The sequence below is a fragment of the Bradyrhizobium genosp. L genome, from assembly GCF_015624485.1.
Taxonomy (GTDB): domain Bacteria; phylum Pseudomonadota; class Alphaproteobacteria; order Rhizobiales; family Xanthobacteraceae; genus Bradyrhizobium.
Window position 1 is genome coordinate 4,018,005 of sequence record NZ_CP061378.1, and the last position, 21,668, is coordinate 4,039,672.

23 protein-coding genes are annotated in these 21,668 nt (G+C 65.0%); 9 read left to right on the forward strand and 14 right to left on the reverse strand.

Annotated elements, in window-relative coordinates:
• Positions 1-144 precede the first annotated feature (144 nt).
• Entirely contained in the window at positions 145-480 is a 336-nt protein-coding gene (locus IC762_RS35290) for a hypothetical protein (RefSeq protein WP_195790190.1), read from the forward strand.
• Positions 425-994, forward strand: coding sequence for a hypothetical protein (locus tag IC762_RS18930; RefSeq protein ID WP_195783782.1), 570 nt, complete (start codon positions 425-427; stop codon positions 992-994). Before IC762_RS35290 ends, IC762_RS18930 begins: the two co-directional genes overlap by 56 nt.
• 66 nt (positions 995-1,060) lie before the next feature.
• Here IC762_RS18930 and IC762_RS18935 read toward each other — a convergent pair whose 3' ends face one another.
• Complete coding sequence (locus tag IC762_RS18935) at positions 1,061-1,459, reverse strand: RidA family protein (RefSeq protein WP_195783783.1); 399 nt, start codon at positions 1,457-1,459, stop codon at positions 1,061-1,063.
• Positions 1,460-1,600: 141 nt separating this feature from the next.
• Here IC762_RS18935 and IC762_RS18940 point away from each other — a divergent pair, with 141 nt between their 5' ends.
• Entirely contained in the window at positions 1,601-2,479 is an 879-nt protein-coding gene (locus IC762_RS18940; protein WP_195783784.1) for a DMT family transporter, read from the forward strand.
• A gap of 51 nt (positions 2,480-2,530) precedes the next feature.
• Here the strand turns inward: IC762_RS18940 and IC762_RS18945 are convergent, their stop codons facing one another.
• The 6 genes from IC762_RS18945 to IC762_RS18970 form a co-directional block, all read right to left on the reverse strand.
• Entirely contained in the window at positions 2,531-3,466 is a 936-nt protein-coding gene (locus IC762_RS18945) for a ferritin-like domain-containing protein (RefSeq protein WP_195783785.1), read from the reverse strand.
• A gap of 34 nt (positions 3,467-3,500) precedes the next feature.
• Positions 3,501-5,117 carry a WD40/YVTN/BNR-like repeat-containing protein gene (locus tag IC762_RS18950; RefSeq protein ID WP_195783786.1) on the reverse strand — a complete coding sequence of 539 codons (1,617 nt, stop codon included), beginning with the start codon at positions 5,115-5,117 and terminating at the stop codon, positions 3,501-3,503.
• A gap of 191 nt (positions 5,118-5,308) precedes the next feature.
• Complete coding sequence (locus tag IC762_RS18955; RefSeq protein ID WP_195783787.1) at positions 5,309-6,511, reverse strand: M24 family metallopeptidase; 1,203 nt, start codon at positions 6,509-6,511, stop codon at positions 5,309-5,311.
• Positions 6,512-6,553: 42 nt separating this feature from the next.
• Positions 6,554-8,011 (reverse strand): MFS transporter, encoded by a 1,458-nt coding sequence (locus IC762_RS18960; RefSeq protein WP_195783788.1) that lies wholly within the window; start codon positions 8,009-8,011, stop codon positions 6,554-6,556.
• Entirely contained in the window at positions 7,974-8,819 is an 846-nt protein-coding gene (locus IC762_RS18965; RefSeq protein ID WP_195783789.1) for an alpha/beta fold hydrolase, read from the reverse strand. Before IC762_RS18965 ends, IC762_RS18960 begins: the two co-directional genes overlap by 38 nt.
• Before the next feature lie 2 nt (positions 8,820-8,821).
• The gene (locus IC762_RS18970) at positions 8,822-10,444 is read right to left on the reverse strand and encodes an FAD-dependent monooxygenase (RefSeq protein ID WP_195783790.1); all 1,623 of its coding nucleotides are present in this window, start codon (positions 10,442-10,444) and stop codon (positions 8,822-8,824) included.
• Positions 10,445-10,540: 96 nt separating this feature from the next.
• Between IC762_RS18970 and IC762_RS18975 the strand changes: the two genes are divergently transcribed.
• Positions 10,541-11,464 carry a LysR family transcriptional regulator gene (locus IC762_RS18975; RefSeq protein WP_195783791.1) on the forward strand — a complete coding sequence of 308 codons (924 nt, stop codon included), beginning with the start codon at positions 10,541-10,543 and terminating at the stop codon, positions 11,462-11,464.
• A 28-nt stretch (positions 11,465-11,492) separates the two neighbouring features.
• On the opposite strand, the gene IC762_RS18980 is transcribed toward IC762_RS18975, so the two are convergent.
• Positions 11,493-11,732, reverse strand: coding sequence for a BrnA antitoxin family protein (locus tag IC762_RS18980; RefSeq protein ID WP_195783792.1), 240 nt, complete (start codon positions 11,730-11,732; stop codon positions 11,493-11,495).
• A 3-nt stretch (positions 11,733-11,735) separates the two neighbouring features.
• Positions 11,736-12,707 (reverse strand): cysteine synthase A, encoded by a 972-nt coding sequence (gene cysK / locus IC762_RS18985; RefSeq protein ID WP_195783793.1) that lies wholly within the window; start codon positions 12,705-12,707, stop codon positions 11,736-11,738.
• A 274-nt stretch (positions 12,708-12,981) separates the two neighbouring features.
• Here cysK and IC762_RS18990 point away from each other — a divergent pair, with 274 nt between their 5' ends.
• Positions 12,982-13,197 (forward strand): hypothetical protein, encoded by a 216-nt coding sequence (locus IC762_RS18990; RefSeq protein ID WP_195783794.1) that lies wholly within the window; start codon positions 12,982-12,984, stop codon positions 13,195-13,197.
• Between the two features lie 9 nt (positions 13,198-13,206).
• On the opposite strand, the gene tgt is transcribed toward IC762_RS18990, so the two are convergent.
• Positions 13,207-14,352: a tRNA guanosine(34) transglycosylase Tgt gene (gene tgt / locus IC762_RS18995; protein ID WP_195783795.1), complete on the reverse strand. Its 1,146-nt coding sequence runs from the start codon at positions 14,350-14,352 to the stop codon at positions 13,207-13,209.
• A 246-nt stretch (positions 14,353-14,598) separates the two neighbouring features.
• Here tgt and IC762_RS19000 point away from each other — a divergent pair, with 246 nt between their 5' ends.
• The 4 genes from IC762_RS19000 to IC762_RS19015 all read left to right on the forward strand — a co-directional run bounded on the left by IC762_RS19000 (position 14,599) and on the right by IC762_RS19015 (position 18,759).
• Positions 14,599-15,729, forward strand: coding sequence for a patatin-like phospholipase family protein (locus IC762_RS19000; protein WP_195790191.1), 1,131 nt, complete (start codon positions 14,599-14,601; stop codon positions 15,727-15,729).
• A gap of 93 nt (positions 15,730-15,822) precedes the next feature.
• Positions 15,823-16,578: a TetR/AcrR family transcriptional regulator gene (locus IC762_RS19005; protein ID WP_195783796.1), complete on the forward strand. Its 756-nt coding sequence runs from the start codon at positions 15,823-15,825 to the stop codon at positions 16,576-16,578.
• A gap of 520 nt (positions 16,579-17,098) precedes the next feature.
• Positions 17,099-17,494: a PepSY domain-containing protein gene (locus IC762_RS35295; RefSeq protein WP_246801086.1), complete on the forward strand. Its 396-nt coding sequence runs from the start codon at positions 17,099-17,101 to the stop codon at positions 17,492-17,494.
• A gap of 239 nt (positions 17,495-17,733) precedes the next feature.
• Positions 17,734-18,759 (forward strand): aspartate-semialdehyde dehydrogenase, encoded by a 1,026-nt coding sequence (locus tag IC762_RS19015; RefSeq protein WP_195783798.1) that lies wholly within the window; start codon positions 17,734-17,736, stop codon positions 18,757-18,759.
• Between the two features lie 232 nt (positions 18,760-18,991).
• Here the strand turns inward: IC762_RS19015 and queA are convergent, their stop codons facing one another.
• From queA to IC762_RS19035, 4 genes are all read right to left on the reverse strand, one after another.
• Positions 18,992-20,083 (reverse strand): tRNA preQ1(34) S-adenosylmethionine ribosyltransferase-isomerase QueA, encoded by a 1,092-nt coding sequence (gene queA, locus IC762_RS19020; protein ID WP_195783799.1) that lies wholly within the window; start codon positions 20,081-20,083, stop codon positions 18,992-18,994.
• Positions 20,084-20,184: 101 nt separating this feature from the next.
• Entirely contained in the window at positions 20,185-20,649 is a 465-nt protein-coding gene (locus tag IC762_RS19025) for a peptidylprolyl isomerase (protein ID WP_195783800.1), read from the reverse strand.
• Positions 20,625-21,077 (reverse strand): hypothetical protein, encoded by a 453-nt coding sequence (locus IC762_RS19030; protein WP_195783801.1) that lies wholly within the window; start codon positions 21,075-21,077, stop codon positions 20,625-20,627. The genes IC762_RS19025 and IC762_RS19030 overlap by 25 nt, the downstream gene beginning before the upstream one ends.
• 3 nt (positions 21,078-21,080) lie before the next feature.
• Complete coding sequence (locus IC762_RS19035; RefSeq protein ID WP_195783802.1) at positions 21,081-21,623, reverse strand: peptidylprolyl isomerase; 543 nt, start codon at positions 21,621-21,623, stop codon at positions 21,081-21,083.
• Positions 21,624-21,668: the final 45 nt, after the last annotated feature.

Consider the following 21,668-nt stretch of genomic DNA (forward strand, 5'->3'; position numbering starts at 1 on the left):
GATTCACTATGATGTGTTTGAGTTCACAGGAACTTTCAACGGTTCTTGCGACGCACCAATTTTGAACACATTGTGACAGGATAAACTGGCCTATCACCACAAATGACAGGGATTTGATTCATGCGTTCGATCCGCATCCGCGACATGCTTTTGGCATCCTGTGTCGCCTCCGCAGCCGCTGTTGCCGCCGCCCCCGCATCCGCCCAGCAGCCCTATGACGGCCTTTGGAGCGTCACAGTCGTGACCAAGACCGGTAGCTGCGAACCGTCGTCCTCATCGACCGTGACCGTCAGCGAAGGGAAGATCTCGGCGCAGGGCGCGGCGATCTCCGGAACCGTTGGCAGCGGGGGACTTGTGCGAGTCTCGATCAATGGTGCATATGCGAACGGTCAACTCAACGGCAAAACCGGATCGGGGAAGTGGAATGGGGCATCAGCTGGCGTACCGTGCAGCGGCCGATGGGAAGCGTCCCGTCAGTAAGATCGGCAGCGCATCTGGATCTGTGCTCAAGGCAATTTTCTCCGAGAGCCGGCGGCCCGTATTCGCGGCCGCCGCTTTTTTTGTGACCACACTGGCGGCGACCACCGGACATGCCCAGTCTGGCCCGTTCGCCGGCATGAACGGCACCTGGTCCGGCGGCGGCTCGGTCACGCTGGATGACGGCTCCCAGGAGCGGATCCGTTGCCGCGCGACCTACCGTGTCGGCGGCGCGAACATGACCATGAGCCTCACGTGCGCCAGCGACGCCTACAAGTTCAATTTGGCGGCCGACGTGCAGGCTGAAGGGAGTGCAGTCACCGGCTCCTGGAGCGAGTCGAGCCGCAATGTCAGCGGCAACCTGCAGGGCCGCGGCGGCGGCGGTACCTTCCAGGTCGTCGCCAGCGCGCCCGGCTTCAACGCCGACATCGCGCTGCAGACCCGCGGCAACAAGCAATCGGTGACGATCCGCGCCGACAGCCAGTTCCGCGGCGCCAACATCACGCTGTCGAAGTAACCGGCAAGCGCGCGCAAACGATCAGCCCTCGGGTTCGCTCCCGAGGGCTTTTTGCTGTCCACCACGCTACGCGCCGGGCACGAAGGCCGTGACCTCGATCTCGACCTTGGCGCGCTGATCGACCAGCCCGTCGATATAAAGCAGCGTCGAGGGCGGGAAATTGCGCCCGAGCGTCTCCTTCCAGGCCGCGCCGATGCCGGCGCCCGCGGCCTCGTATTCGCCGCGGCTGGTCAGGTACCAGGTCAGGCGGACGATATGCTGCGGCCCCGCGCCGGCTTCGCCCAGGAGCTTGACGATGCGCGTCAGCGCAGTGCCGACCTGGGCGGCCATGTCGGGGGCGTACTCGCCCTTCTCGTCTCCGCCGGTCTGGCCGGCCAGCACGATCCATTGCCCGGGGCCGTCGAACGCGACGCCGTGCGAGAAGCCGCGGGGTTTCGACCATTCGGCCGGTTGCAAGACACGCATGAGCAGATCCTCCTGATGTCGTCCGTTTGAATGCTGCTTAGCATCGATCGCGCGCGGCGCGCATCCGCGCCGGCAGAATTGCGCGTTGCAAATTCTGATCAGCTCGCCGATACCGGCTATCCCTTCACGATTTTCCCCGCCATGGACCGCACACCCTCAATCCCCCGCGCCGCACTGTGGATGTCCGGCTGGCTCGCACTGATGCTGATCGTGGCGGTGGCCGGGCGCGAGGCGACGCGCGAGGTCAACGTCTTCCAGCTGATGTGCGTGCGCGGCGTGCTCGGCTTCGTGATGCTCACGCCGCTGATCTACATGAGCGGCGGCTTTGCGATCGTGAAGACCGCGCGGGTACAGGTGCACATCGCCCGCAACCTGATGCACTTCTGCGCGCAGCTCGGCTGGTTCTATGCGCTGACCCTGATCCCGATCGGCCAGGTGGTCGCGATCGAATTCACCATGCCGATCTGGACCGCGATCCTTGCGGCGAGCTTTCTCGGCGAACGCATGACGGTCTGGAAGGTCATCGCGATCGCGCTCGGCCTGGTCGGCGTGCTGGTGATCGTGCGGCCTGCGACCGGCGCGATCAATCCGGGTCAGTTGATCGCGCTCGCCGCCGCCGTCGGCTTCGGTGTCTCGGTGGCGATCGTGAAATCGCTGACGCGGACCGAGCAGACGCTGGCGATCATCTTCTGGATGCTGGTGGTGCAGTCGGCCGCGAGCCTCGGGCCCGCGCTCTATGTCTGGACCTGGCCGCCGCTTTCGACCTGGGGCTGGCTCGCCTTGATCGCGTTCGGCGGCACCTTCTCGCATTACTGCATGGCGCGCGCCTTGTTGCATGCCGACGCCACCGTCGTGATCCCGATGGATTTCGTGCGTGTCCCGCTGACCGCCTTCCTCGGCTGGCTGCTCTACGCGGAGCGGCTCGACGCCTTCACGGTGCTCGGCGCTGCGCTGATCCTGACCGGCAATCTGTTGAACCTGAAGCCGACGGCCGCACGCCCGGCTCGCGCCGCAACGTGAGCTCAAGTAGCGCCTTTCATGACGATCCGCCCGGCCGGTTCGGCGCGTCGTTCAGGTCGGCTCGACCCAGACGAATTCCGGACGGATCCCCTGCTTGATCAGGTCGGTGCCGAGGCCTTTCAGGGTGAACATGCCGCTGATGTCGACCGCGCTGCCGCTGGTCCAGCAAGCCTGAAGGTTGGCCAGGAGCTGCGACAGCGCCTGGCTGAAGGCCAGCGACGGAGACGGCGTCACCGTCGAGGGCTGGAAATCGAACGAGGTCGGAAACTGGATCGCGGCCCCCGTAAAACTCCAGTGCCCCGCCGCGTCCTGCACCAGGGTCTTCTGGGTGTAGATCTCCTTGAACACATAGTAGTGGGCGAAGGTGCGACTGCCGGACGGCGGCTGGTCGGGCGAGCCTTCCGCACCCTCGCCTTCACTCTTGATCAGCGCGATCGCTGCGAGCGCATCGGCCAGGCTCTTGATCGGCTTGGCCTCGCCGGATTTGACCGCGAAGCCGCCGGGATTGATCGTGGGATTGACCGTGTTGAACCCCGCCGCGATCGTGTCGTAGAACGCGCCGATGGTGGTCGGCTTCGCTCCGCCTGCCAGGGCAAAGGCTACAGGCGGAAACTCCGGATACTCGATCTGCATGAAGACCTGGGCCTGATCCGGCGTGAGCGGCTTGAGATCGACGGCCAGTGCCTGCGGGATGCCGCCCGGCAGCACATGGGTGGGGTATTGCGGGACGAAGCCGGCATTGGCGATGTTCGGTACGCCGCCGATCGCGGTCAGCATGTTGCCCGCCAGGGCGAAGTGAAACATCTCCTGCACCACGATGTCCTCGATCATGCCGGAGACGCTGCTCGGGTCGTCATTGATCGACCATTGCGCGCACAGATAGGGCGGGATGGTCGAGAATTCGAGCTGCATTGCCGTCTGTAGCGCATCCTTCAGGTCCGGAAGCGACGTGATGCCGTCGTTGACGAATTGAGCGATGCGTTTCATGTCGCCTGCCTCGCAATGTCCAAACAACCGATAGCTAAGCCATCGCCTGTGGCACGACCGCGCCTGCATTGACCCAGTCCGTCAACAACTGGATGTCGGCTTGCGCCAGCACGCCCTGCATCGGCCCGGTCCCGATGATCGCGACCAGGAACATGCTGCGATCCGCCTCGCCGGGAATGATCCAGCCGCCGCGGATCAGCGCGCCCATCATATCCAGCGGCGCGTCGAACAGCGGCTTCAGCGGCACCGGCTTGCCGGTGGCGTCCGGAAGCATGAGATCGTCATGGGCCCGTTTGGCGCGCGGCGCGATGCGCTTGATCAACGCTGCGACCTGGGTGCCGAGCGTATCGGGAGCTGCGCGCGCCGCACGCACCACCATGCCGGTGATCGCCTGGCCGTCGATGAGGACCCGGTACATGAAATGGCCGGTGCCGGTATCGACGCCGTCGTCGGTCTTGAAATTCCAGGAGAAGCTTCGCACGCCCGGCTGCGGCGTCGCCTCGTCGGCCAGCACCTTCACCAGCGTCTGCCGCGGATTGAAGACCGTGATCGTCAATCGCTTGGCGTGCTCCGGGACGTGAGCGTCGATCTCGAGCTTGTCCCAGGCGTGCGGGATCGGCAGCTCCACGCTGCGCGTTGCGGCCCGCAACGCGACCACTGCGGTGTCATCGACCTTCGTGCATTGATAGATCGTTCCGCCGGACGCATAGCCGACGATCGTCTCCGTCTTGGTGAAGCGAAAGCGGTTGAGGAAGCGGCCGACGCCGTTGGCATCGAACCATGTCGCGCCGCCGTCGGTGGTGCCGCTCGTGGTCCCGTCGGGCTGGTTCGCCATGAAACCGTGGCCCCAGCCGCCGACCCATCCGACCTGCTCGTTGACGAAGCCGATCCCCTCCAGCTCCACATTGCGCTGCGGATCGGTGATCGCAATCCGCTTCCAGCTGTTGCCCCCATCCGTCGTCTTCAGGATCGCCGCCGCGGTGTCGTTCTCCAGCGATACGAATCCGACTTGCGGCGTCAGGAACTGGATCTTCCAACCCCATTCGCCGGTCGGAAAATCGATCCCGGAATTCTCGAGCTTGTCCTGCCAGGTCTTGCCACCGTCGGCGGTGAACATGACCACGGGCTTCAACTTGTCATACGTGGTCCCGCCCTTGCCGCCGACCACCCAGCCGTGCAGGTCGTCGACGAAGTAGGTGTCGATCAGGAGATTGGCGTGCGCGGCCAAGGAAATCGAATTCCAGGTCTTGCCACCGTCAGCCGTGTGCATGACGCCCGCTTCGCGATTTGGATATTGCGTGCCCGACGCAAAGACGACGCCCTTGGACGGCGACGAGATTCCGCAGATCGCGCTCGGCAACGCCGGCAGGCTCGCGGTCACGTCAGTCCAGGTCTTGCCGTCCTCGGTCTTGAACAGCCGCTGCCGTCGCGTGATCGAGCCGACCCAGCCATCGGTCGGGCTCGTGAAGCTCATGCAGCGGAGCCAGGTGTCGCCGTCGACCGTGTGCTGGGTGGTCCAGTTCTCTCCGTCCTCGGTATGGACGATCTCTCCCGCGCTGTTCACGGCCCAGCCGACCAGCGGGCTGACGAACCAGATATCGTCGTAACGCGTTTGGGGCGTAGCCTTGGTCGGACGCCAGTTGAAAGCCATGCGTCATTCTCCGGAACCAATAAAAAATCCTCGCGGCACAGGGCCGCCCGCAAAAACATCAGGTCAGTCACTACAACTATCAAACTATAATACAACTAAAGGATGCGATCAAACGGGCATTCGGCACCGTGTCGAAATGACACGGTGCGGCAGCTCGGCCGCCACAGACGGCTGCCGCGGCGCAGACACGATCATTCTCGAGGTGCGCGTGCACCACCGCGATTCCACCCACGGCCCGCTTCGCCGAACATCTGATATCCGGTTGCCGTGACGGCAATCGTGTCCTCGAGCTTGATGAAACCGCGGCGAGGATGCTTCATCGTGGTTTCGACCGAGATCACCATGCCGGGTTCGAGCGGTCGGTCGGTGTCGGCGGCATCGTAGCGGATCGGGCCCGAGGCCGTCAGCCGCGGCGCCTCGTGACTGACCAGGCCCATGCCATGAGCCAGGAACTCGATGTTGTCGCGCTGGCCCGTCTCCTTCAACGCGCGCTCGGCCGCGGCATAGATCGCGCCGCCCATCGCGCCTGGCTCGATAACCGCAAAAACCGCCTGCTGCACGGCGTCGATTTCGGCCAGCAAGTCCTGCAACTCGGCATCCGGCTCGCCCAGCACGGCCATGCGGGCGAGATCGCCGATATAGCCGTGATAATTGCCACCCGAATCGAGCGACAGCACGTCGCCGGCTTCCCAGCGCTGTTCTGAGGGCGCGCGGTCGTAGCTCGAGCCTGCGGCCAGCAGGCAATATTCGAAGGTCAGGCCGCGCGTCACCTCGGCGATCCGCAGCGCGTCGAACAGCTGGCGCTTGGTGGTGCCGGGGCCGTGATGCGCGATCACATCGAGCATCGCCTCGGTGACGCGTTCGGAAGCGGCACGCAGCTTGGCGAGCTCGGCCGGCGTCTTCACCGCACGCAGCCGCTCCAGCACGAACAGCGCATCCTTGATTTCGCTGTGAGGGAACGCGTCCTGCAGCGCCCTACCCGCATCCATCGGCAGGAAGGCGGTCTCCACGCCGATGCGCCTGGCGGGCACGCCGCTGGCGCGGATCATCTGCACGGCGGTCGCGATCGCGTCCAGGCTGCCATGGCCGGAGACATTGAGCGTCGGCACCCAGGGGCGCATGGCCTCGCGCTGATGCGTCTCCATCCCGTGACCGACATAGCCGGCCTTCTCGGGTGCGCCCTTGGCATAGACCACGACCGGCAGATAGCGGCTGGTACCGATCGCATCCATGTAGTCGAAGAAGATCGCCCGCTCGACATCGAGCAGGTACTGCACGTTATGCTTTGAGGTGACGAACAGCACATCGAGGCCCGCCGCCTCCATCAGCCCGTCGAGCTTTGCGGTGTCGAAAGGAATCCGAGTGGCCGCGCCGGTCTGGACACTGTTCTGCATGATGCTTTTCCTTCGTGGTTGTGGATCGCGCTTCGGCAAGCCTTAGGACGGCGTCGAGCGCACGACGCTCTCGGCTTCGTGGTCAAGATGAGCGGCGACCGTTCCTGGGCTTTCGCCTGACTTCAGCACCTCCAACGCCAGCGGACGGCCGTGGGTTTCGACACCAAGCAGGGTGAACGCAAGCCCGATCGCCAACCCGCACGCCGCCAGGAACAGAAAGGCCGGCGTCACGGCGTCGATGGTGGCCTTCGGCGTGATCATGTTGGAGGTGCCGGCAATCAGCGCGAGACACAACGGACCGGCGATCTTGCCGACGCCGTTGGCGGCCTGCGCGAGCCCGACGCCTCGCGCGCTCAGGCGAACCGGGAAGATTTCGGCCGAATACGGTGCGATGTTGGAGAAGCCGCCGTCAAAGAACAGCGCGGCCGGGACCAGCAACACGACGAAGGCGGGATAGCCGAACAGCGTCCGGTCGAACAACAGTCCTGCGGCACCGAGCGACAATGCGGTCCCATACCCCATGATCTCGCCGCAGCGCCGTCGGCCGATCCGTTGTGCGAGCACCGAAAAAATCGTGCGCCCGATCATGCCGGTAAGCGAGACGATCACGAACAGATGAGCGACCTCGACCGCCGTCACCCCCATCAGCAGCGCGACGATGGTCGGCCCCCACAGGAACACGCCGTAATTGGCCGTACTGGCACCGAACCAGACGATCAACGTCAGCCAGACCCGCCTCGGCTCCTGCATCAGCTCGGCAAAGCCAGCGTCTTGCGGCTTGGTGGTCGTCTCGATCAGCGGTGATGACGGCAGTGCATCGGGCGCAACGCGCAGCGCGCGTGCGACAATGCGGCGAGCCTCCGCGTCGCGGCCGCGCGACACCAGCCAGCGCACCGATTCCGGCATGACGAGCCCGATCAAAACGGCCGGTGCCAGCGGCAGGAAGCCGAGCGCAGCAAGTCCGCGCCAGCCGATCTGATGCAGCAGTGTCGCCGCCGACAGCGATGCGGCCAGGATCCCGAGCGAGACCGGGATGACGGTGGCGCTGGTCACGAGGGTGCGGTGGCGCGTCGGCGTGTATTCGACGATCAGGGGGACTGCAACCGAGGCGGCGGCGCCGACGCCAAAGCCGACGAAGAAGCGCAGCATCGCGAAAGTGATCCAGGCGCCGTCCGGTATCAGCGACACCGAGCCTGCGCTCAGCGCACATAGCGTGACGCCGGCAACCAGCAGCGTTTTGCGCCCGAAGTAGTCGGCGAGCGCGCCCCAGGCCAGCGAGCCCATGATCGCGCCGACGCCCGCGCTGAGGAGGATCAGCGAGGTCTGCCCAAAGGTAAGCTGCCATTGCGGCGCCAGCACCGCGACCAGGAAGCCGACGACATAGTAGTCGAAATAGTCGAAGACGCTGATCGAGATAACGAGCGCTATGCTGATCCAGTAGTGCGCATCGAGCCGCGCCCCGTCATAGGCTGTGACGAGATCCTCCCGGGAATTCGTCATGGTCGTTCTCCTCCGCGTTGTGCTCGGTTCTTTGGCCTTGCAGAAAGGCAGTCACTTCCGCGGCCACTGCGGCCGGATCCTGAATCGTGCCGACATGGCCGACGCCGGCGATCACCGCAGTGCGAGCGGCAGGAATCTCGCGTGCCAGCGACAGCGTATGCGCCGGCGGGATCAGTCGATCTTCGCTGCCGACCACCACCAGCGTCGGAGCCTTGATCCCACCCAGCGACACCTCGATCGGCCGCGCCAGCACCGCGCCGCGGCGCTCCTTCTGTCCGGCGTCACGTTTGGTGCCGGTGAAGATCGCGAGCGCTTCGGGATAAGCCGCGATGTAGCTCGGCGGGAAGAAATATTCGGCGAAGGCCGCTAGGCTCTCCGGCAGATGCGCACGTAGTTCAGCAAATCGTGGAAAGCCTTCGGGGTTGATCGAGGCGACGGAAACGCCCGCGCGGAAGGTCGAGGCCAGCACCAGATGATCGATGCGGGCGGGATGACGAACGGCCGCCACCTGCGCAATCGCGCCGCCAAAAGAGGTGCCGAACACGTTGGCGCGCGTGTAACCGAGCGCTGCGATCAGCGCAGCAAGATCGTCGGCGAGCTCGCCCAGGCCATAAGGCAGGTGCGGATTCCGCGTGGCGCCGGAATCACGCTGGTCGTACGCGATGACAGTGAAATGCGATGCAAGCGCCGCACCAAATGCATCGAACATCGAATGATCGGCTTCCGCGCCATGCAGCAGGAACAGCGGCGGCCCCTCGCCCCTGCGCCTGAAGCTGATCGAGATGCCGTTGGCTTCAATCCTCTCCATGGCTAGTGCAACACGGTTTGCAGCGCGCCGGCGAGTTCGCGCGCGGGGTCCTGCGGGATGTAGGGCATGCGCCAGGCCACATGGCCATCGGGACGGACCAGTACGGCGCCGCGCGGGCCCATCTGGATACCGTCGGATTGATGCGCATTCGGCAGTTGCTGAAGGTTCAACGGAATGCCGAGCTTGCCGGAGACATTGCGACCGGCCTCCAGCCATTCGCCGCCGAGTGGGCCCGTCACGACCGTGAACTCCTTGTCGAACCAGTCGAGCGTCGAGCGCTTGCGCGCCATGTCGAGCCACAGGTGCGGAAAGCGCCCGCCCGGGCGATCGGATGGGAAATAGGTCCGGGTCAGGTGGCCGCCACGCGGCGTGCCGTCGGGGATCACCGCACCCTCTTCGTAGGAAAAGCCAAGCGCTTGGCCGATCGAGTGCAGATGGTTGTCGAGATCGTTGACCCAGAAGCGGATGCGGTCCTCATTGCCCGAGCGCACAGCGTCATCGATCCGGCGGAAGCGGATCATGTTGCCGTAGCTGAAATCGGCATTCGACTGCGCCACCGGACGGCGCTCCACGTCGTAGGAATCGAGCAGGTCTTCTGAAGCGAGCCCGCGCAGCACATAGACCAGCTTCCAGGCCAGGTTGTGCGCGTCCTGCACGCCGGAGTTCAGGCCGAATCCGCCGGTCGGCGGAAAGCGATGCGCGGCATCTCCGACCACGAAGACACGGTTCTTGCGGAATTGCGCCGCGACCTGCTTGCTCATCCGCCAGATCGAGCGGTTGAGCAGCGTCACGTCGAGGTCGGGAACGCCGGCATGGCTGCGGATGATTTCGATCGTCTCCGCATCGGTCCAGGGCCGCGGCCGCTCGTCCTTCTCCTCCCCGATCTGCATTACCGACAGCCAGCGATCGCGGCCGTTGGTGTTGAGAATGCTGGCCCGCCGCGGCATGCCCGGTTTGTCGCTGTAGACCTGATAGCCTGCGGCCTCCCGCGTGATCGGAAAGCGCGAGAGATCGCCGCGCCAATATTCGTTGAGCATCACCGCGAGCGTGGACGGGCCCACCATGTCGATGCCGGCATTGCGGCGGGTCTGGCTGCCGGCGCCGTCGCAGGCGAGAAGATATTTCGCGTGCCAGCGTTCTGTGCGACCGGTCTCCACCGCACGGACCTCGCAGACGACGCCATCCTCGACCTCTTCGAAGCCTATGAATTCGGTCGAGAAATGCACCTGCACCAGATTTGAGTGTGCGATGACCTTGTAGATCTCCTCCTCGACCGCGTCCTGGGCGACCAGCGATTTCCAGGACGGCGTCTGTCCGAGATTGGGCTCCGGGCGCGAGCGGCTGATCTCGCGGCCGGCGATGCTTTCGACCTGAACGAACATGTCGGAGGAATCCTGCAGGCCGCGGTCGCGGATCGCACCCTCGATGCCCCACTGCCGGAAGATCTCCATGGTGCGGACCCAGCAGCCGCGCGACTTCGGATGATCTGTCGTGGTCGGGCTCTTCTCGACGATGATGGCGTCGATGCCGAAGCGATCGAGCAACAACCCCATCGCGAGCCCAACCGGTCCGCCGCCGACGATCATGATCGATGTGCGGCGGGGCGTCTCGAGCGACGTGCCCATGAGCGTTTCCTCCCTGGTGTTCGTGTTGGCGGCAGGATGCGCCCTTTTTGACATCTCACAAGAATATGTTTGATATGCTTCCCATCTCATTCCGAGATGGAGGCGGCGATGGACCTGCGTCAGCTTCGTTATTTCATCGGTGTGGCCGAGCGCGGCGGCTTCGGCGCGGCCGCCAGCGCGCTGAACATCGCGCAGTCCGCGCTCAGCCGTCACATCAAGGAGCTGGAGTACGAGCTCGGCGGCGCCCTGCTCACGCGCACCGCGCGCGGCGTCGCGGTGACGGAATCGGGCAAGATGCTGCTCGAGCGTGGACGCTGGCTGCTCGGTGCGGTCGACGACATCAAGGCGGAGGTGCGCACCGAGAACCGCGAGCCGAGCGGCACGGTGCGGCTGGGCGCGCCATCGAGCGTGGCAGAGATCTTCTATCCGCCGCTCGCCCGCCTCATTGCCGAACGCTTTCCGCGCGTCCAGCTCGAGCTCGGCGAGGCCCTGACCGAGCTTGCCTGCGATCGCCTGCTGCGCGGCCAGCTCGATCTTGCGATCGTCACGGCGCCGCAGCCGAACGATCATCTGGCCTATGAGACGCTGGTGCTCGAGCAGGTGTTCTTGATCGGCCCGCCGCGCGATCCCCTGCTCAAGCGCGGCCGGATGACGCTGAATGACTTCAAGCGCCTGCCGCGGGCCGTGCTGCCATTGAGCCGCTCGGCCTTCCCTGCGGATATCCCGTTTTCCATCCGCGTCGAGAGCAGCACGCCGATGAAACGCATCGTCGCGTCCGGCCTCGGTTACGCGCTATTGACCTATTCCGGCATCTACCGGGAGGTCGACGAAGGCCAGCTTTCCGCGGCGCTGCTGCCATGGACGAGCGCCGAACGGGTGCTGGCGCTGCCACGTGGCCGCCCCATCAGCAGGGCAACGCACGAGACCGTGGCCCTGCTCAAGGAGATATGCGGCAATCTGATCAGCGACGGGGTCATCAGGACCGCGCGCCGTGGGAGCGGACGCAAGCGCAAAGCCTGATTGCCGGTCTCGGCCGTGGTCCGGCCTGCTATTTCCCGGCCGCCTTGCGCAGCGCCTCGTTGATGCGGTCCTGCCAGCCGGGGCCGCCCGCCTGGAAATATTCCAGCACGTCCTGGTCGATCCGCAACGTGACCTGCTCGCGGACGCCGGGCACCGCCACGGTCTTCGGCGGTGCCGCCACGACCTTGGTGGTGGCCTTCTTGAAAGCCGCCTCCGCCTCGCTGCGGGCGTCGTTCAGGGTTCGCGGTCGCCTCGGCTGATCGGCCATCTCTCAAATTCCTTCAAACAGCGCCGTCGACAGATAGCGCTCCGAGAACGACGGCACAATCGCCAGGATGGTCTTGGCGGCCGCCTCCGGCCGCTTGCCGATCTGCATGGCGGCTGCGATCGCAGCACCCGACGAGATGCCGCCGGGGATGCCTTCATTGCGCGCCAGTGCCCGCGAGGTCTCGATCGCAGTCGCACTGTTGACCTTGACGATCTCGTCGATGACAGAACGGTCGAGGATATCGGGGATGAAGCCGGCGCCGATGCCCTGGATCTTGTGCGGCGTGTGCTGGCCGCCCGACAGCACTGGGCTCTCCTCGGGCTCCACGGCGACGACCTTGAGCGAGGGCTTGCGGGGTTTGAGCACCTGCCCGACCCCGGTGATGGTGCCGCCGGTGCCGACACCGGCCACGAAGTAATCGATGTTGCCGGCGGTGTCGTTCCAGATCTCCTCGGCGGTGGTGCGGCGATGCACTTCCGGATTGGCGAGGTTCTTGAATTGCTGCGGCATCACGGCATTCGGCGTCGTGCGCACCAGCTCCTCGGCGGTCGCGATCGAGCCCTTCATGCCCTGCGCCGCAGGGGTCAGCACGATTTCGGCGCCGAGGAAGGCCAGCATCCGCCGCCGTTCGATCGACATCGATTCCGGCATCACCAGCTTCAGCCGGTAGCCGCGGGAGGCCGCGACATAGGCAAGCGCGATGCCGGTATTGCCCGAGGTCGGTTCGATCAGCACGGTGTCGGCATTGATGATGCCGGCCTTCTCCATCGCCGTGACCATCGCGGCGCCGATGCGGTCCTTCACGCTGGCCGCCGGATTGAAATATTCCAGCTTGGCAAGGATCGTCGCATCGACGCCGTTGGCCTGCGGCAGCCTTCGCAGCCGCACGGTCGGCGTATTGCCGATCGCGTCGACGATGGAGTCAAAGACGCGTCCGCGTCCGGGTTGCACTGCACTCGTTGTCGGCGCGTCCATTAGCTGCTCCTTGGGCATCGATGTTCATGGAAGATGCGATCTCCCGACATTAGACGCAGCGCGTCAAAAAGGCGCAAGCGCATAACGGAGCGATCCGGCATTCGTTGCATCGCAAAATAGAACTGACACAAATAACGTCAAACCAACGCATTTGTGTTGCGACAAGGTCAAACAATTCGGGCTATAGTACTTTCGTCAGTAGAGTTCAGAACGCAACTTGCTCACAACGCAGCCTGCTCAGAACGCAACCTGCTCAGAACGCAAGGAGGTCACGATGCCAGCGCTTGCTGAAGTCCTGTCGACCATCGCGTCTAGGCCCGATCCGCGTGGCAGCGATCTGCCCACCTGCCCGGTGTGCGCCGATTCCATGATTGCCGCAGAAGCGTCTGCGTATCTTTACGACAATTTGATCAGCTATCTCTGGACCTGCGACACCTGCGGTTACGGGTTCGTCACCAAGCACTCGGTGAAGCCGATCGTGTGCAACTGATAACAGAGCTCATCTCGGAGCAAGATCACCGCGCGCCCATCCGGCGCGCGTTTTCGTTTTGAAGTCCTCGAAGGTGCCGTTCGCGATCGCCTCGCGGATGCCCTGCATCAGCTGCTGGTAATAGGCGATATTGATTTCGGACAGCAGCATTGCCCCAAGCGTTTCACCCGACCGCACCAGATGGTGCAGGTAGGCGCGTGAATTGCTGCGCGCCGCCGGCCACGGACTTTCCTCGTCGAGCGGCCGCGGATCGTCGATATGGCGGGCGTTGCGCAGATTGATCTGGCCGAACCGGGTGAACGCCATGCCGTGGCGGCCGTTCCGGGTCGGCATCACGCAGTCGAACATGTCGACGCCGCGCGCCACCGCTTCCAGGATGTCCTCGGGCGTGCCGACGCCCATCAGGTAACGCGGCCGATCTGCCGGCAGCACCGGGGCGGTCTCCTCGATCATCGACAGCATCACCGCCTGCGGCTCGCCGACCGCAAGCCCGCCGATCGCATAACCATGAAAGCCGATTGCAGTGAGCTCCCGCGCACTGACGTGGCGCAACGCAGGAACGTCGCCGCCCTGCACGATGCCGAACAGCATATAGCCGTCTGGCGCGGTCTCGAAGGCGCGCTTGGAGCGTTCGGCCCAGCGCAGCGAGAGCTGCATCGCACGCTCGATGTCGGCACGCTCGGCCGGCAGGCGAACGCACTCGTCCATCTGCATCGCGATGTCGGAGCCGAGCAGCCGCTGCACCTCGATCGAGCGCTCCGGCGACAGCTCGACCTTGGCGCCGTCGATATGCGAGCGGAAGGTCACCGCCTGCTCGGTCACCTTGCGCAGCTCCGACAGCGACATCACCTGGAAGCCGCCGGAATCCGTCAGCATCGGGCCTCCCCAGCCGGTGAAGCGCTGCAGCCCGCCAAGTGCTGCGATCCGCTCGGCGCCCGGCCGCAGCATCAGGTGATAGGTGTTGCCGAGCACGATGTCGGCGCCGGCGTCGCGCACTTCGCGCCAATGCATTCCCTTCATCGCGCCTGCCGTGCCGACCGGCATGAACGCCGGCGTGCGCACCACGCCATGCGGCGTGGCCAGGCGCCCGGTGCGGGCGGCGCCATCGGTGGCGAGCAGCTCGAAATGATTGGCAGGATGATCGGCGGATGTCATGCGGCTGCTTATTGCGTGCCGCCGACGACCGATCAACCCACCGTACCGTGGCCGGGCGCGACGGCTTCGTGAACGCAAAATATCCGCGCGTAGCCTTGTCGCCGCCACGTTCCTTCATTAAACAAAACGAAACCGTATCGTTTTAAGTCGAGAATAAGGCGGTGGATGTCCTGCCGTTGCTCGATCCGCGCGAAATGTGACTGGCGTCAGATGTTCTCAATTCCAGGCCACGGCGGCCCCCAGATGATGGCCGCTCGCGCGATCCGGCTCGTCCTGCTCTGCGGCCTCGCGTTGACGCTGACCGCCTGCAGCTCGCTGCCGCGTACGCCCTACACCGCCGCCGATGCCGTCGGCTCACGCGTGCTGGATCTCGACGGGTTGCGGCGCTACGCGGATGAACCCGCTTCGAAATTCCGCCTGGAGAAGGACGACCGCCGCTTCCCGTTCAAGACCTATCTCGCCCTCTCCGGCGGCGGCGCCGACGGCGCCTATGCCGTCGGCATCCTCAACGGCTGGACCGCGGCCGGCAACCGTCCGACCTTCGGGGTGGTCTCGGGCGTCTCGACCGGCGGGCTGATTGCGCCCTTTGCATTCCTCGGACCGCGCTATGACGCGACGCTGAAGGAGGTCTACACCTCCGGCATCGCGGAAACCCTGCTGACGGATCCGAGCATCACGCGGGTGCTGTTCGGCTCCGGCCTGTTCGGCAACACGCGGCTGCGCGAGCTGGTCGCCCGCTATGTCGGGCCGGAGCTCCTGAGCGAGGTGGCGCGCGAGCATGCCAAGGGCAGAAAGCTCCTGATCGTCACCACCGATCTCGACACCCAGCGCACCGTGATCTGGGACATGGGGCGGATTGCCGCGGTCGGCACGCCGGAGGCGTTGCAGCTGTTTCGCGACGTGATGGCGGCCTCGGCCAGCATCCCGCTGGTGTTTCCGCCGATCATGATCGATGCAGAGGGCCAGGGCCGCCGCTTCCAGGAGATGCATGTCGATGGCGGGGTGACCGCGCCGGTCCTCACGCTGCCCGATGCGTTGCTGTTCCAGGGCCGCGCCTGGCCCGCCAACAGCCGCTTCGACATCTACATTCTGGTCAACAAGAAGCTCGAGCGAAACTTCGAGCTGGTCTCCAACTCCACGATCGACGTCGCCTCCCGCAGCATCTCCGCGATCACCCAGGCGCAGACCCGCTCGGTGATCCTGTCGACCTACGATTTCGCCCAGCGCAACCATCTGGGCTTCCATCTGTCCTATATCGAGCGCGACTACCCCTCGCCGGAGTCGATCGGGTTCGACACCGGCTATATGCGCGCGCTCTATCAATACGGATACGACAAGGCCGCCACCGGCAGCGCCTGGGCCGCGACGCCCCCGTGAGCGGAACGGCGCAGATCGCGGCCCGATTCGACGAATCCGTGATGAGCGGGGTATAGACCAAACAGACCCGTCCAACGGGCAAAACGAGAAACGATGGGCATGGAATTGACCGCAACCAGGGGCAAGGCAGGCAAACGCGGCGAGGCGAAGTCGCGCGGCGGCCGGCCGACCCGGGACGCCGCGATCGAGCGCGACCAGCGGCTGATCGAGGTCGCCACCCGCCTGTTCCTGGAGCGCGGCTTCGACGCCACCTCGATCGACGCACTGGCCGAGGCCGCGCGCGTCAGCAAGCCCACCGTCTATGCCCAATACGGCGACAAGCGCGGCCTGTTCACCGCGGTGCTGCGGCGTGAGATCGCGCGCTGGCTCGCCCCGCTCGCCGCGGCGGCCGGCGAAATGCGGGTCGATGGTCGATCGGACCGTTCGGTCGAGGAGCGCCTGATCGACCTTGGGCGCCAGCTGCTGACGCTGAACTGCAGTGCGGACTCGATCGCCTTCAGCCGGATACTGACCGCGCAGGCGATCAACTTCCCCGAGATCGCCAAGCTCGCGGTCGACGAAGGCTGGTCGAAGGCGGTCTCCACCACGGCCGAGTTCTTCGACCATCTGGTCGATGGCGGCGGCCTCGCACTCGAGGACACCACGATCGCGGCCGAGACCTTTCTCAACATGGTGGTCGGCCACACCCACCGGATGGCGACGTTCGGCATGCCGATCGACCTGAAAGCCGCCGAGAAACGCATGGAAGTCTCGATCCGGCTGTTTCTCGCCGGCGCCCTCGGACCGCCGGATCGCGCCGGCACCGGCGCCTCATCCAAAACCGTCCCGCGCCGCCGGCCGGCGCGCTGACAGTCCTCACGACATCGTCAGGGTTCCCGCGTCGACAGCGGCAATTCGATGCTTGACCCTAACAAAACGATACCGTATGGTTTCATTATAAGCGACGCGGATCCACTGCAACCGAGTCCCCCAAGGATTCGCGTCACCTTATAAACTTCGATCGTCGCAGCGGAGCGGCCGCCATGCTCCGTCTGAACGTTCGGCGGCCGACCTGAGACCAATAAAGGTCGGCCGCGCTCTCTCGATTTTGCGCGGCCGAGGCCATATGAAGTCGACACGCGAAGCACCGGGTTCGATGATGACGACAGCACCACTGCGCAGGTTCAAGCACTGGGCATTCGGAACGCGGCTACTCGCAATCGCGCTGCTCGGCCTGCCGCTCGCCTCCCCGGCGCATGCGATCGCGCGCTCCGGAGCCGCGACGACCCCCTCGGACAACACCGCTGACGACGCCCCGGACTTTGATCCCGCCGCGGTTCAGCGCGAGCTCGACAGTTTTCGGGTAGCGCCGGTCAGTCTGAGCCGGGCGATGGCCATCGCCGAGGCACGAAATGCCGGTTCGACCACCGCTGATGTCAGCTTCGAAGGCAAATCCGACCCCGCCTTCTATCGGGTCAAGACCGTCGCCAACGGCCGCATGTGGGAATACACCGTCAGCGCCGTGAATGGTGAATTGATCGGCGACGGGACGGTCTCCCTCCTGGAGACCTTGGGCGCCGAAGACCGCGGCAACCTCGCCGTATTGCGGACGCTTCGGCAGCGTCTGTCCGATGCCGTGCGTGTCGCCGAACGCACCACGTCGGGAAAGGCGATCAGCGGCGGATTGACCCGCGAGAGCGGCAAGCTCAATTTCGTGATCGTCGTGGTCGCGGGCAGCGATCTGAAACAGGTGATCCTCGAGCCGCCCGGCGCGCGTCTTCGGTAGCGCGATCCATCCCTGCCGAGATTTCGCCTGAAAGCCGTTGACGGGGGCGAAACTCTCGCCCATAAGTCCGCGCCATGATCACCTCGACCAAACGCACGACCAAAACCACCAAGCCCTCCGGGGCCTCGGGAGGCGTGCGCGCGTAGTCGGTCGAACCGCATCATCTCTACCCGAAGCCCCGCCTGATCAAGGTCCGGGGCTTTTTTGTTGTCTGCACCACATCTCATAAGGAGGACAAAGTGAGTAACGATCCCGTCGTCGCGATTGTCGGCGTCACCGGTGCCGTCGGCGCCGAGTTCATCGCCACCATGGACAAGCGCGGCTTCCGCGTCGGCAAGCTGAAGGCGCTGGCGAGCGCCCGCTCGGCCGGCAAGACCATCGATTTCCGCGGCAAGCAGGTGGTGATCGAGGAGCTCACCGAGCGCGCTTTCGAGGGCGTCGACATCGCGCTGTTCTCCGCCGGCAGCGGCATCTCGAAGAAGTTCGCGCCGCTTGCGGTGAAGTCGGGCGCCGTCGTGGTCGACAATTCCTCGGCGTTCCGGATGGATCCGAACGTGCCGCTGGTCATCCCGGAGGTCAACGCGGACCGCATCCGCGACCACAAGGGCATCATCGCCAACCCGAACTGCGCCGCCATCACAGCGCTGGTGCCGCTGTGGCCGATCCACCAGCGGAACCGCATCAAGCGCGTGATCATCTCGACCTACCAGGCCGCCAGCGGCGCCGGAGCTGCCGCGATGGACGAGCTCGTCGAATCGACCCGCGCCCATCTCAACGGACAAGTGTTCACGCCGAAGGTGATGCCGCATCCCTACGCCTTCAACCTGTTCAACCACAACACATCGATCGATCCCGAGACCGGCTACAACGACGAGGAGACCAAGGTCATCAAGGAGACCCACAAGATCTTCGAGGACGACAGGATCGCGGTCGGCGTCACCTGCGTGCGGGTGCCGGTGTTGCGCGCGCATTCCGAGGCGATCACGTTCGAATGCGAGAAGCCGATCACCGAGGATCAAGTGCGCGCGATCATGGCGCAGGCGCCTGGTGTCAAGGTGATCGACGATCGCGCCAGGAACTACTTCCCGATGCCGATCGACGCCTCCGGCCAGGACGACGTGCTGGTCGGCCGCATCCGCAAGGATCTCAGCGACCCCTCGGGACATTCGATCTCGATGTTCGTGGCGGCCGATCAGTTGCTCAAGGGCGCCGCATTGAACGCGGTGCAGATCGCCGAGCTCTTGCCCGAACACGCGATGGCGTGAGGCGGTAGCGGCGCGGCAATGCCAAACCCGTCATCCTGAGGAGCGCGGCGCGCGCGTCTCGAAGGATGCACGGCCCCCACTGGTGGCCGTCGACCCTTCGAGGCTCGCTCCGCTCGCACCTCAGGGTGACGGTGATGGATTGTCGAATCGTAGGGTGGGCAAAGCGCAAGCGTGCCCACTATCACAAGCACACCGAGGATGGTGGGCACGGCGCCATGCGCCTTTGCCCATCCTACAAATCTGCGCGTGCCTCATGCGCCCTGAACAGCAAACACGCATCGCCATACGAATAGAACCGGTAGCCGTCCCGGATCGCGTGCGCGTAGGCCTTCTGCATCGTCTCCAGTCCGGAGAACGCCGAGACCAGCATGAACAATGTCGAGCGCGGCAGATGGAAATTGGTCAGCAGGATGTCCACCGCGCGGAAGCGATAGCCGGGCATGATGAAGATCGAGGTCTCGGCCGCAAACGGCTGGACGGTGCCGTCGGGCGTCGTGGCACTCTCGAGCAGTCGCATCGACGTCGTGCCGATCGCGACGATACGGCCGCCCTTGGCGCGCGCGGCATTGAGCGCGGAGGCGGTCTCGGCGGTGATGCAGCCCCATTCGGCGTGCATCTTGTGCTCCGCGGTCTCCTCGACCTTCACGGGGAGGAACGTCCCTGCCCCGACATGCAGCGTCAGGCGATGCAGCCCGACGCCACGGCTATTCAGCGCCGCCTCTAGCGCCGGCGTGAAATGCAGCCCCGCCGTCGGTGCTGCGACCGCGCCTTCGTTGGCCGCGAACATGGTCTGGTAGTCGCTCGCATCCTGATCGTCGGGCGTGCGCCTCGAGGCGATGTAGGGCGGCAGCGGCGTGATGCCGACCTCGGCGATGGCCTGGTCGAGCGCGGGGCCGTGGAACGAGAATGACAGCGTCACCTCACCCTCCTGCCCCTTCGCCTCGACTGATGCGTCGAGATGGCCGAGCAGGCAGACCCTGCCCTCATTGCCAAACCGGATGCTGTCGCCTTCGGAGAGTTTCTTCGCCGGCTTCACCAGCGCCTGCCAGCGCGAGCCGTCGAGCCGCTTGATCAAGGTCGCCTCGATCTTCGGCTCGGTCTCGCGGCCGATGCGGCGACCTTTGAGCTGTGCTGCGATCACCTTGGTGTCGTTGACGACGATCTGATCGCCCGCCTCGAGCCAGCGCGGCAGGTCGGCGATGGTGGCATCGCGCAGCACGCCGTCGGGATGCACCACCAGGAGCCGTGCGGAATCGCGCGGGCTCGCGGGCCGCAACGCGATCCGTTCAGGAGGGAGCTCGAAGTCGAAGAGATCGGTGCGCATGATTGGTTGCCGTCATTCCGGGGCACGCGAAGCGTGAACCCGGAATCTCGAGATTCCGGGTTCGATGCTGCGCATCGCCCCGGAATGACGGAGAGCTTGGCTTACGCCGCGTCGGCGGCCATGCGCGCCTTGACGATCTTGTCCGGGTTCTGCACCGGCTCGCCGCGCTTGATCTTGTCGACGTGCTCCATGCCCTCGGTGACCTTGCCCCAGACCGTGTACTGGTTGTCGAGGAAGGAGGCGTCGTCGAAGCAGATGAAGAACTGGCTGTCGCCGGAATCCGGATTGGCGGCACGGGCCATCGAGGCGGTGCCACGGACATGCGGCTCCTTGTTGAACTCGGCCTTCAGCTTCTTGCCCGAGCCGCCCGTGCCGGTGCCCTGCGGGCAGCCGGTCTGCGCCATGAAACCGTCGATCACGCGATGGAACACGATGCCGTCGTAAAAGCCCTCGCGCACCAGTTCCTTGATCCGGGCGACATGGCCCGGCGCCAGATCCGGACGCATCTCGATCGTGACCGGACCCTGGGTGGTTTCGAGGATCAGAGTATTTTCGGTAGCAGCCATGCTCGCTTCTCCTGGCTTCGGGGTGGATATTTGGTGTGCCTGAAAGGGATGGCGAATGGGCGTCCGGCAACCGCGCCGCCCAGGCCTTCGGTAAATGGCAACGGCGTGCAGCGCTGCAAAGTTTCCATCACGGCGATCCGGTATTGCAGCCGATCGTTGTCGTTGGCCCCTTCCGATTCATAGGTGATCCTGGGATGGCCCAGGATCTCGCCCTTGCGGTTGAAGCTGACGATCACGGTGATGTCGATCGGCCCAGCCTTGTCCTGTGGTGGCGGTCGCCAGCAGCGGTGAATGGCCAGCACGACATCGCGGATGGTGTCGAGCTGCGCGCCTTGTTGGCCGCCTTGCGCCTGAGCTGCCGCGGTCAATACGAGCCACAGGAGCGGCGCGGCAAACCAGGCAAATGGCTTGCTGCGCGCCGCGTTCATGGGTCACTTGATGTCGGATGCGACCTGCACCTTCACCATCTTGTCGGGATCGGGAACCGGTTCGCCGCGCTTGAGCTTGTCGACGACGTCCATGCCGGACACCACTTCGCCGATCACGGTGTACTTGCCGTTCAGGCTCGGGCCGTCGGCGAACATGATGAAGAACTGCGAATTCGCCGAGTTCGGATCGCTGGTCCGCGCCATGCCGACGATGCCCCGCTTGTAGGGCACGTTGGAGAATTCAGCCGGCAGGTTCGGATATTTCGAGCCGCCGGTGCCGTTGAAGTTCTTGCCGTCACCGGTCTGCGCCATGAAGCCGTCGATCACGCGGTGGAACGGCACGTTGTTGTAGTAGCCCTCACGCGCCAGCAGCTTGATCCGCTCGGCATGCTTCGGCGCCAGATCGGGCCGCAGCTTGATCACGATGCGGCCCTTGGTGGTGTCGATCACGATCGCATTGGCCTTGTCGAGGCCGGCGGGCAGCGGTTGGGCGACCGCCGATGTGACGCAGAACAGCGCGGCAACGAGTGCAAGAATGCGGATCATGGAAACTCCGGATCTCTGGACGTTCGGGGTGTGGCTTGAGCCGGC

Excerpts from the sequence above, each read along its gene's own strand:
- IC762_RS18980 (WP_195783792.1), bottom strand. The coding sequence starts at position 11,732 with ATGGCCGATCAGCCGAGGCGACCGCGAACCCTGAACGACGCCCGCAGC.
- IC762_RS18935 (WP_195783783.1), bottom strand. The coding sequence starts at position 1,459 with ATGCGTGTCTTGCAACCGGCCGAATGGTCGAAACCCCGCGGCTTCTCG.
- IC762_RS18965 (WP_195783789.1), bottom strand. The coding sequence starts at position 8,819 with ATGGAGAGGATTGAAGCCAACGGCATCTCGATCAGCTTCAGGCGCAGG.
- IC762_RS18975 (WP_195783791.1), top strand. The coding sequence starts at position 10,541 with ATGGAGGCGGCGATGGACCTGCGTCAGCTTCGTTATTTCATCGGTGTG.
- IC762_RS18950 (WP_195783786.1), bottom strand. The coding sequence starts at position 5,117 with ATGGCTTTCAACTGGCGTCCGACCAAGGCTACGCCCCAAACGCGTTAC.
- IC762_RS18990 (WP_195783794.1), top strand. The coding sequence starts at position 12,982 with ATGCCAGCGCTTGCTGAAGTCCTGTCGACCATCGCGTCTAGGCCCGAT.
- tgt (WP_195783795.1), bottom strand. The coding sequence starts at position 14,352 with ATGACATCCGCCGATCATCCTGCCAATCATTTCGAGCTGCTCGCCACC.
- IC762_RS18955 (WP_195783787.1), bottom strand. The coding sequence starts at position 6,511 with ATGCAGAACAGTGTCCAGACCGGCGCGGCCACTCGGATTCCTTTCGAC.
- IC762_RS19005 (WP_195783796.1), top strand. The coding sequence starts at position 15,823 with ATGGGCATGGAATTGACCGCAACCAGGGGCAAGGCAGGCAAACGCGGC.
- IC762_RS18940 (WP_195783784.1), top strand. The coding sequence starts at position 1,601 with ATGGACCGCACACCCTCAATCCCCCGCGCCGCACTGTGGATGTCCGGC.
- IC762_RS19000 (WP_195790191.1), top strand. The coding sequence starts at position 14,599 with ATGGCCGCTCGCGCGATCCGGCTCGTCCTGCTCTGCGGCCTCGCGTTG.
- IC762_RS19035 (WP_195783802.1), bottom strand. The coding sequence starts at position 21,623 with ATGATCCGCATTCTTGCACTCGTTGCCGCGCTGTTCTGCGTCACATCG.
- IC762_RS18945 (WP_195783785.1), bottom strand. The coding sequence starts at position 3,466 with ATGAAACGCATCGCTCAATTCGTCAACGACGGCATCACGTCGCTTCCG.
- IC762_RS19030 (WP_195783801.1), bottom strand. The coding sequence starts at position 21,077 with ATGAACGCGGCGCGCAGCAAGCCATTTGCCTGGTTTGCCGCGCCGCTC.
- IC762_RS35295 (WP_246801086.1), top strand. The coding sequence starts at position 17,099 with ATGGCCATCGCCGAGGCACGAAATGCCGGTTCGACCACCGCTGATGTC.
- IC762_RS19025 (WP_195783800.1), bottom strand. The coding sequence starts at position 20,649 with ATGGCTGCTACCGAAAATACTCTGATCCTCGAAACCACCCAGGGTCCG.
- IC762_RS18930 (WP_195783782.1), top strand. The coding sequence starts at position 425 with ATGGGGCATCAGCTGGCGTACCGTGCAGCGGCCGATGGGAAGCGTCCC.
- queA (WP_195783799.1), bottom strand. The coding sequence starts at position 20,083 with ATGCGCACCGATCTCTTCGACTTCGAGCTCCCTCCTGAACGGATCGCG.
- IC762_RS18970 (WP_195783790.1), bottom strand. The coding sequence starts at position 10,444 with ATGGGCACGTCGCTCGAGACGCCCCGCCGCACATCGATCATGATCGTC.
- IC762_RS18960 (WP_195783788.1), bottom strand. The coding sequence starts at position 8,011 with ATGACGAATTCCCGGGAGGATCTCGTCACAGCCTATGACGGGGCGCGG.
- cysK (WP_195783793.1), bottom strand. The coding sequence starts at position 12,707 with ATGGACGCGCCGACAACGAGTGCAGTGCAACCCGGACGCGGACGCGTC.
- IC762_RS35290 (WP_195790190.1), top strand. The coding sequence starts at position 145 with ATGCTTTTGGCATCCTGTGTCGCCTCCGCAGCCGCTGTTGCCGCCGCC.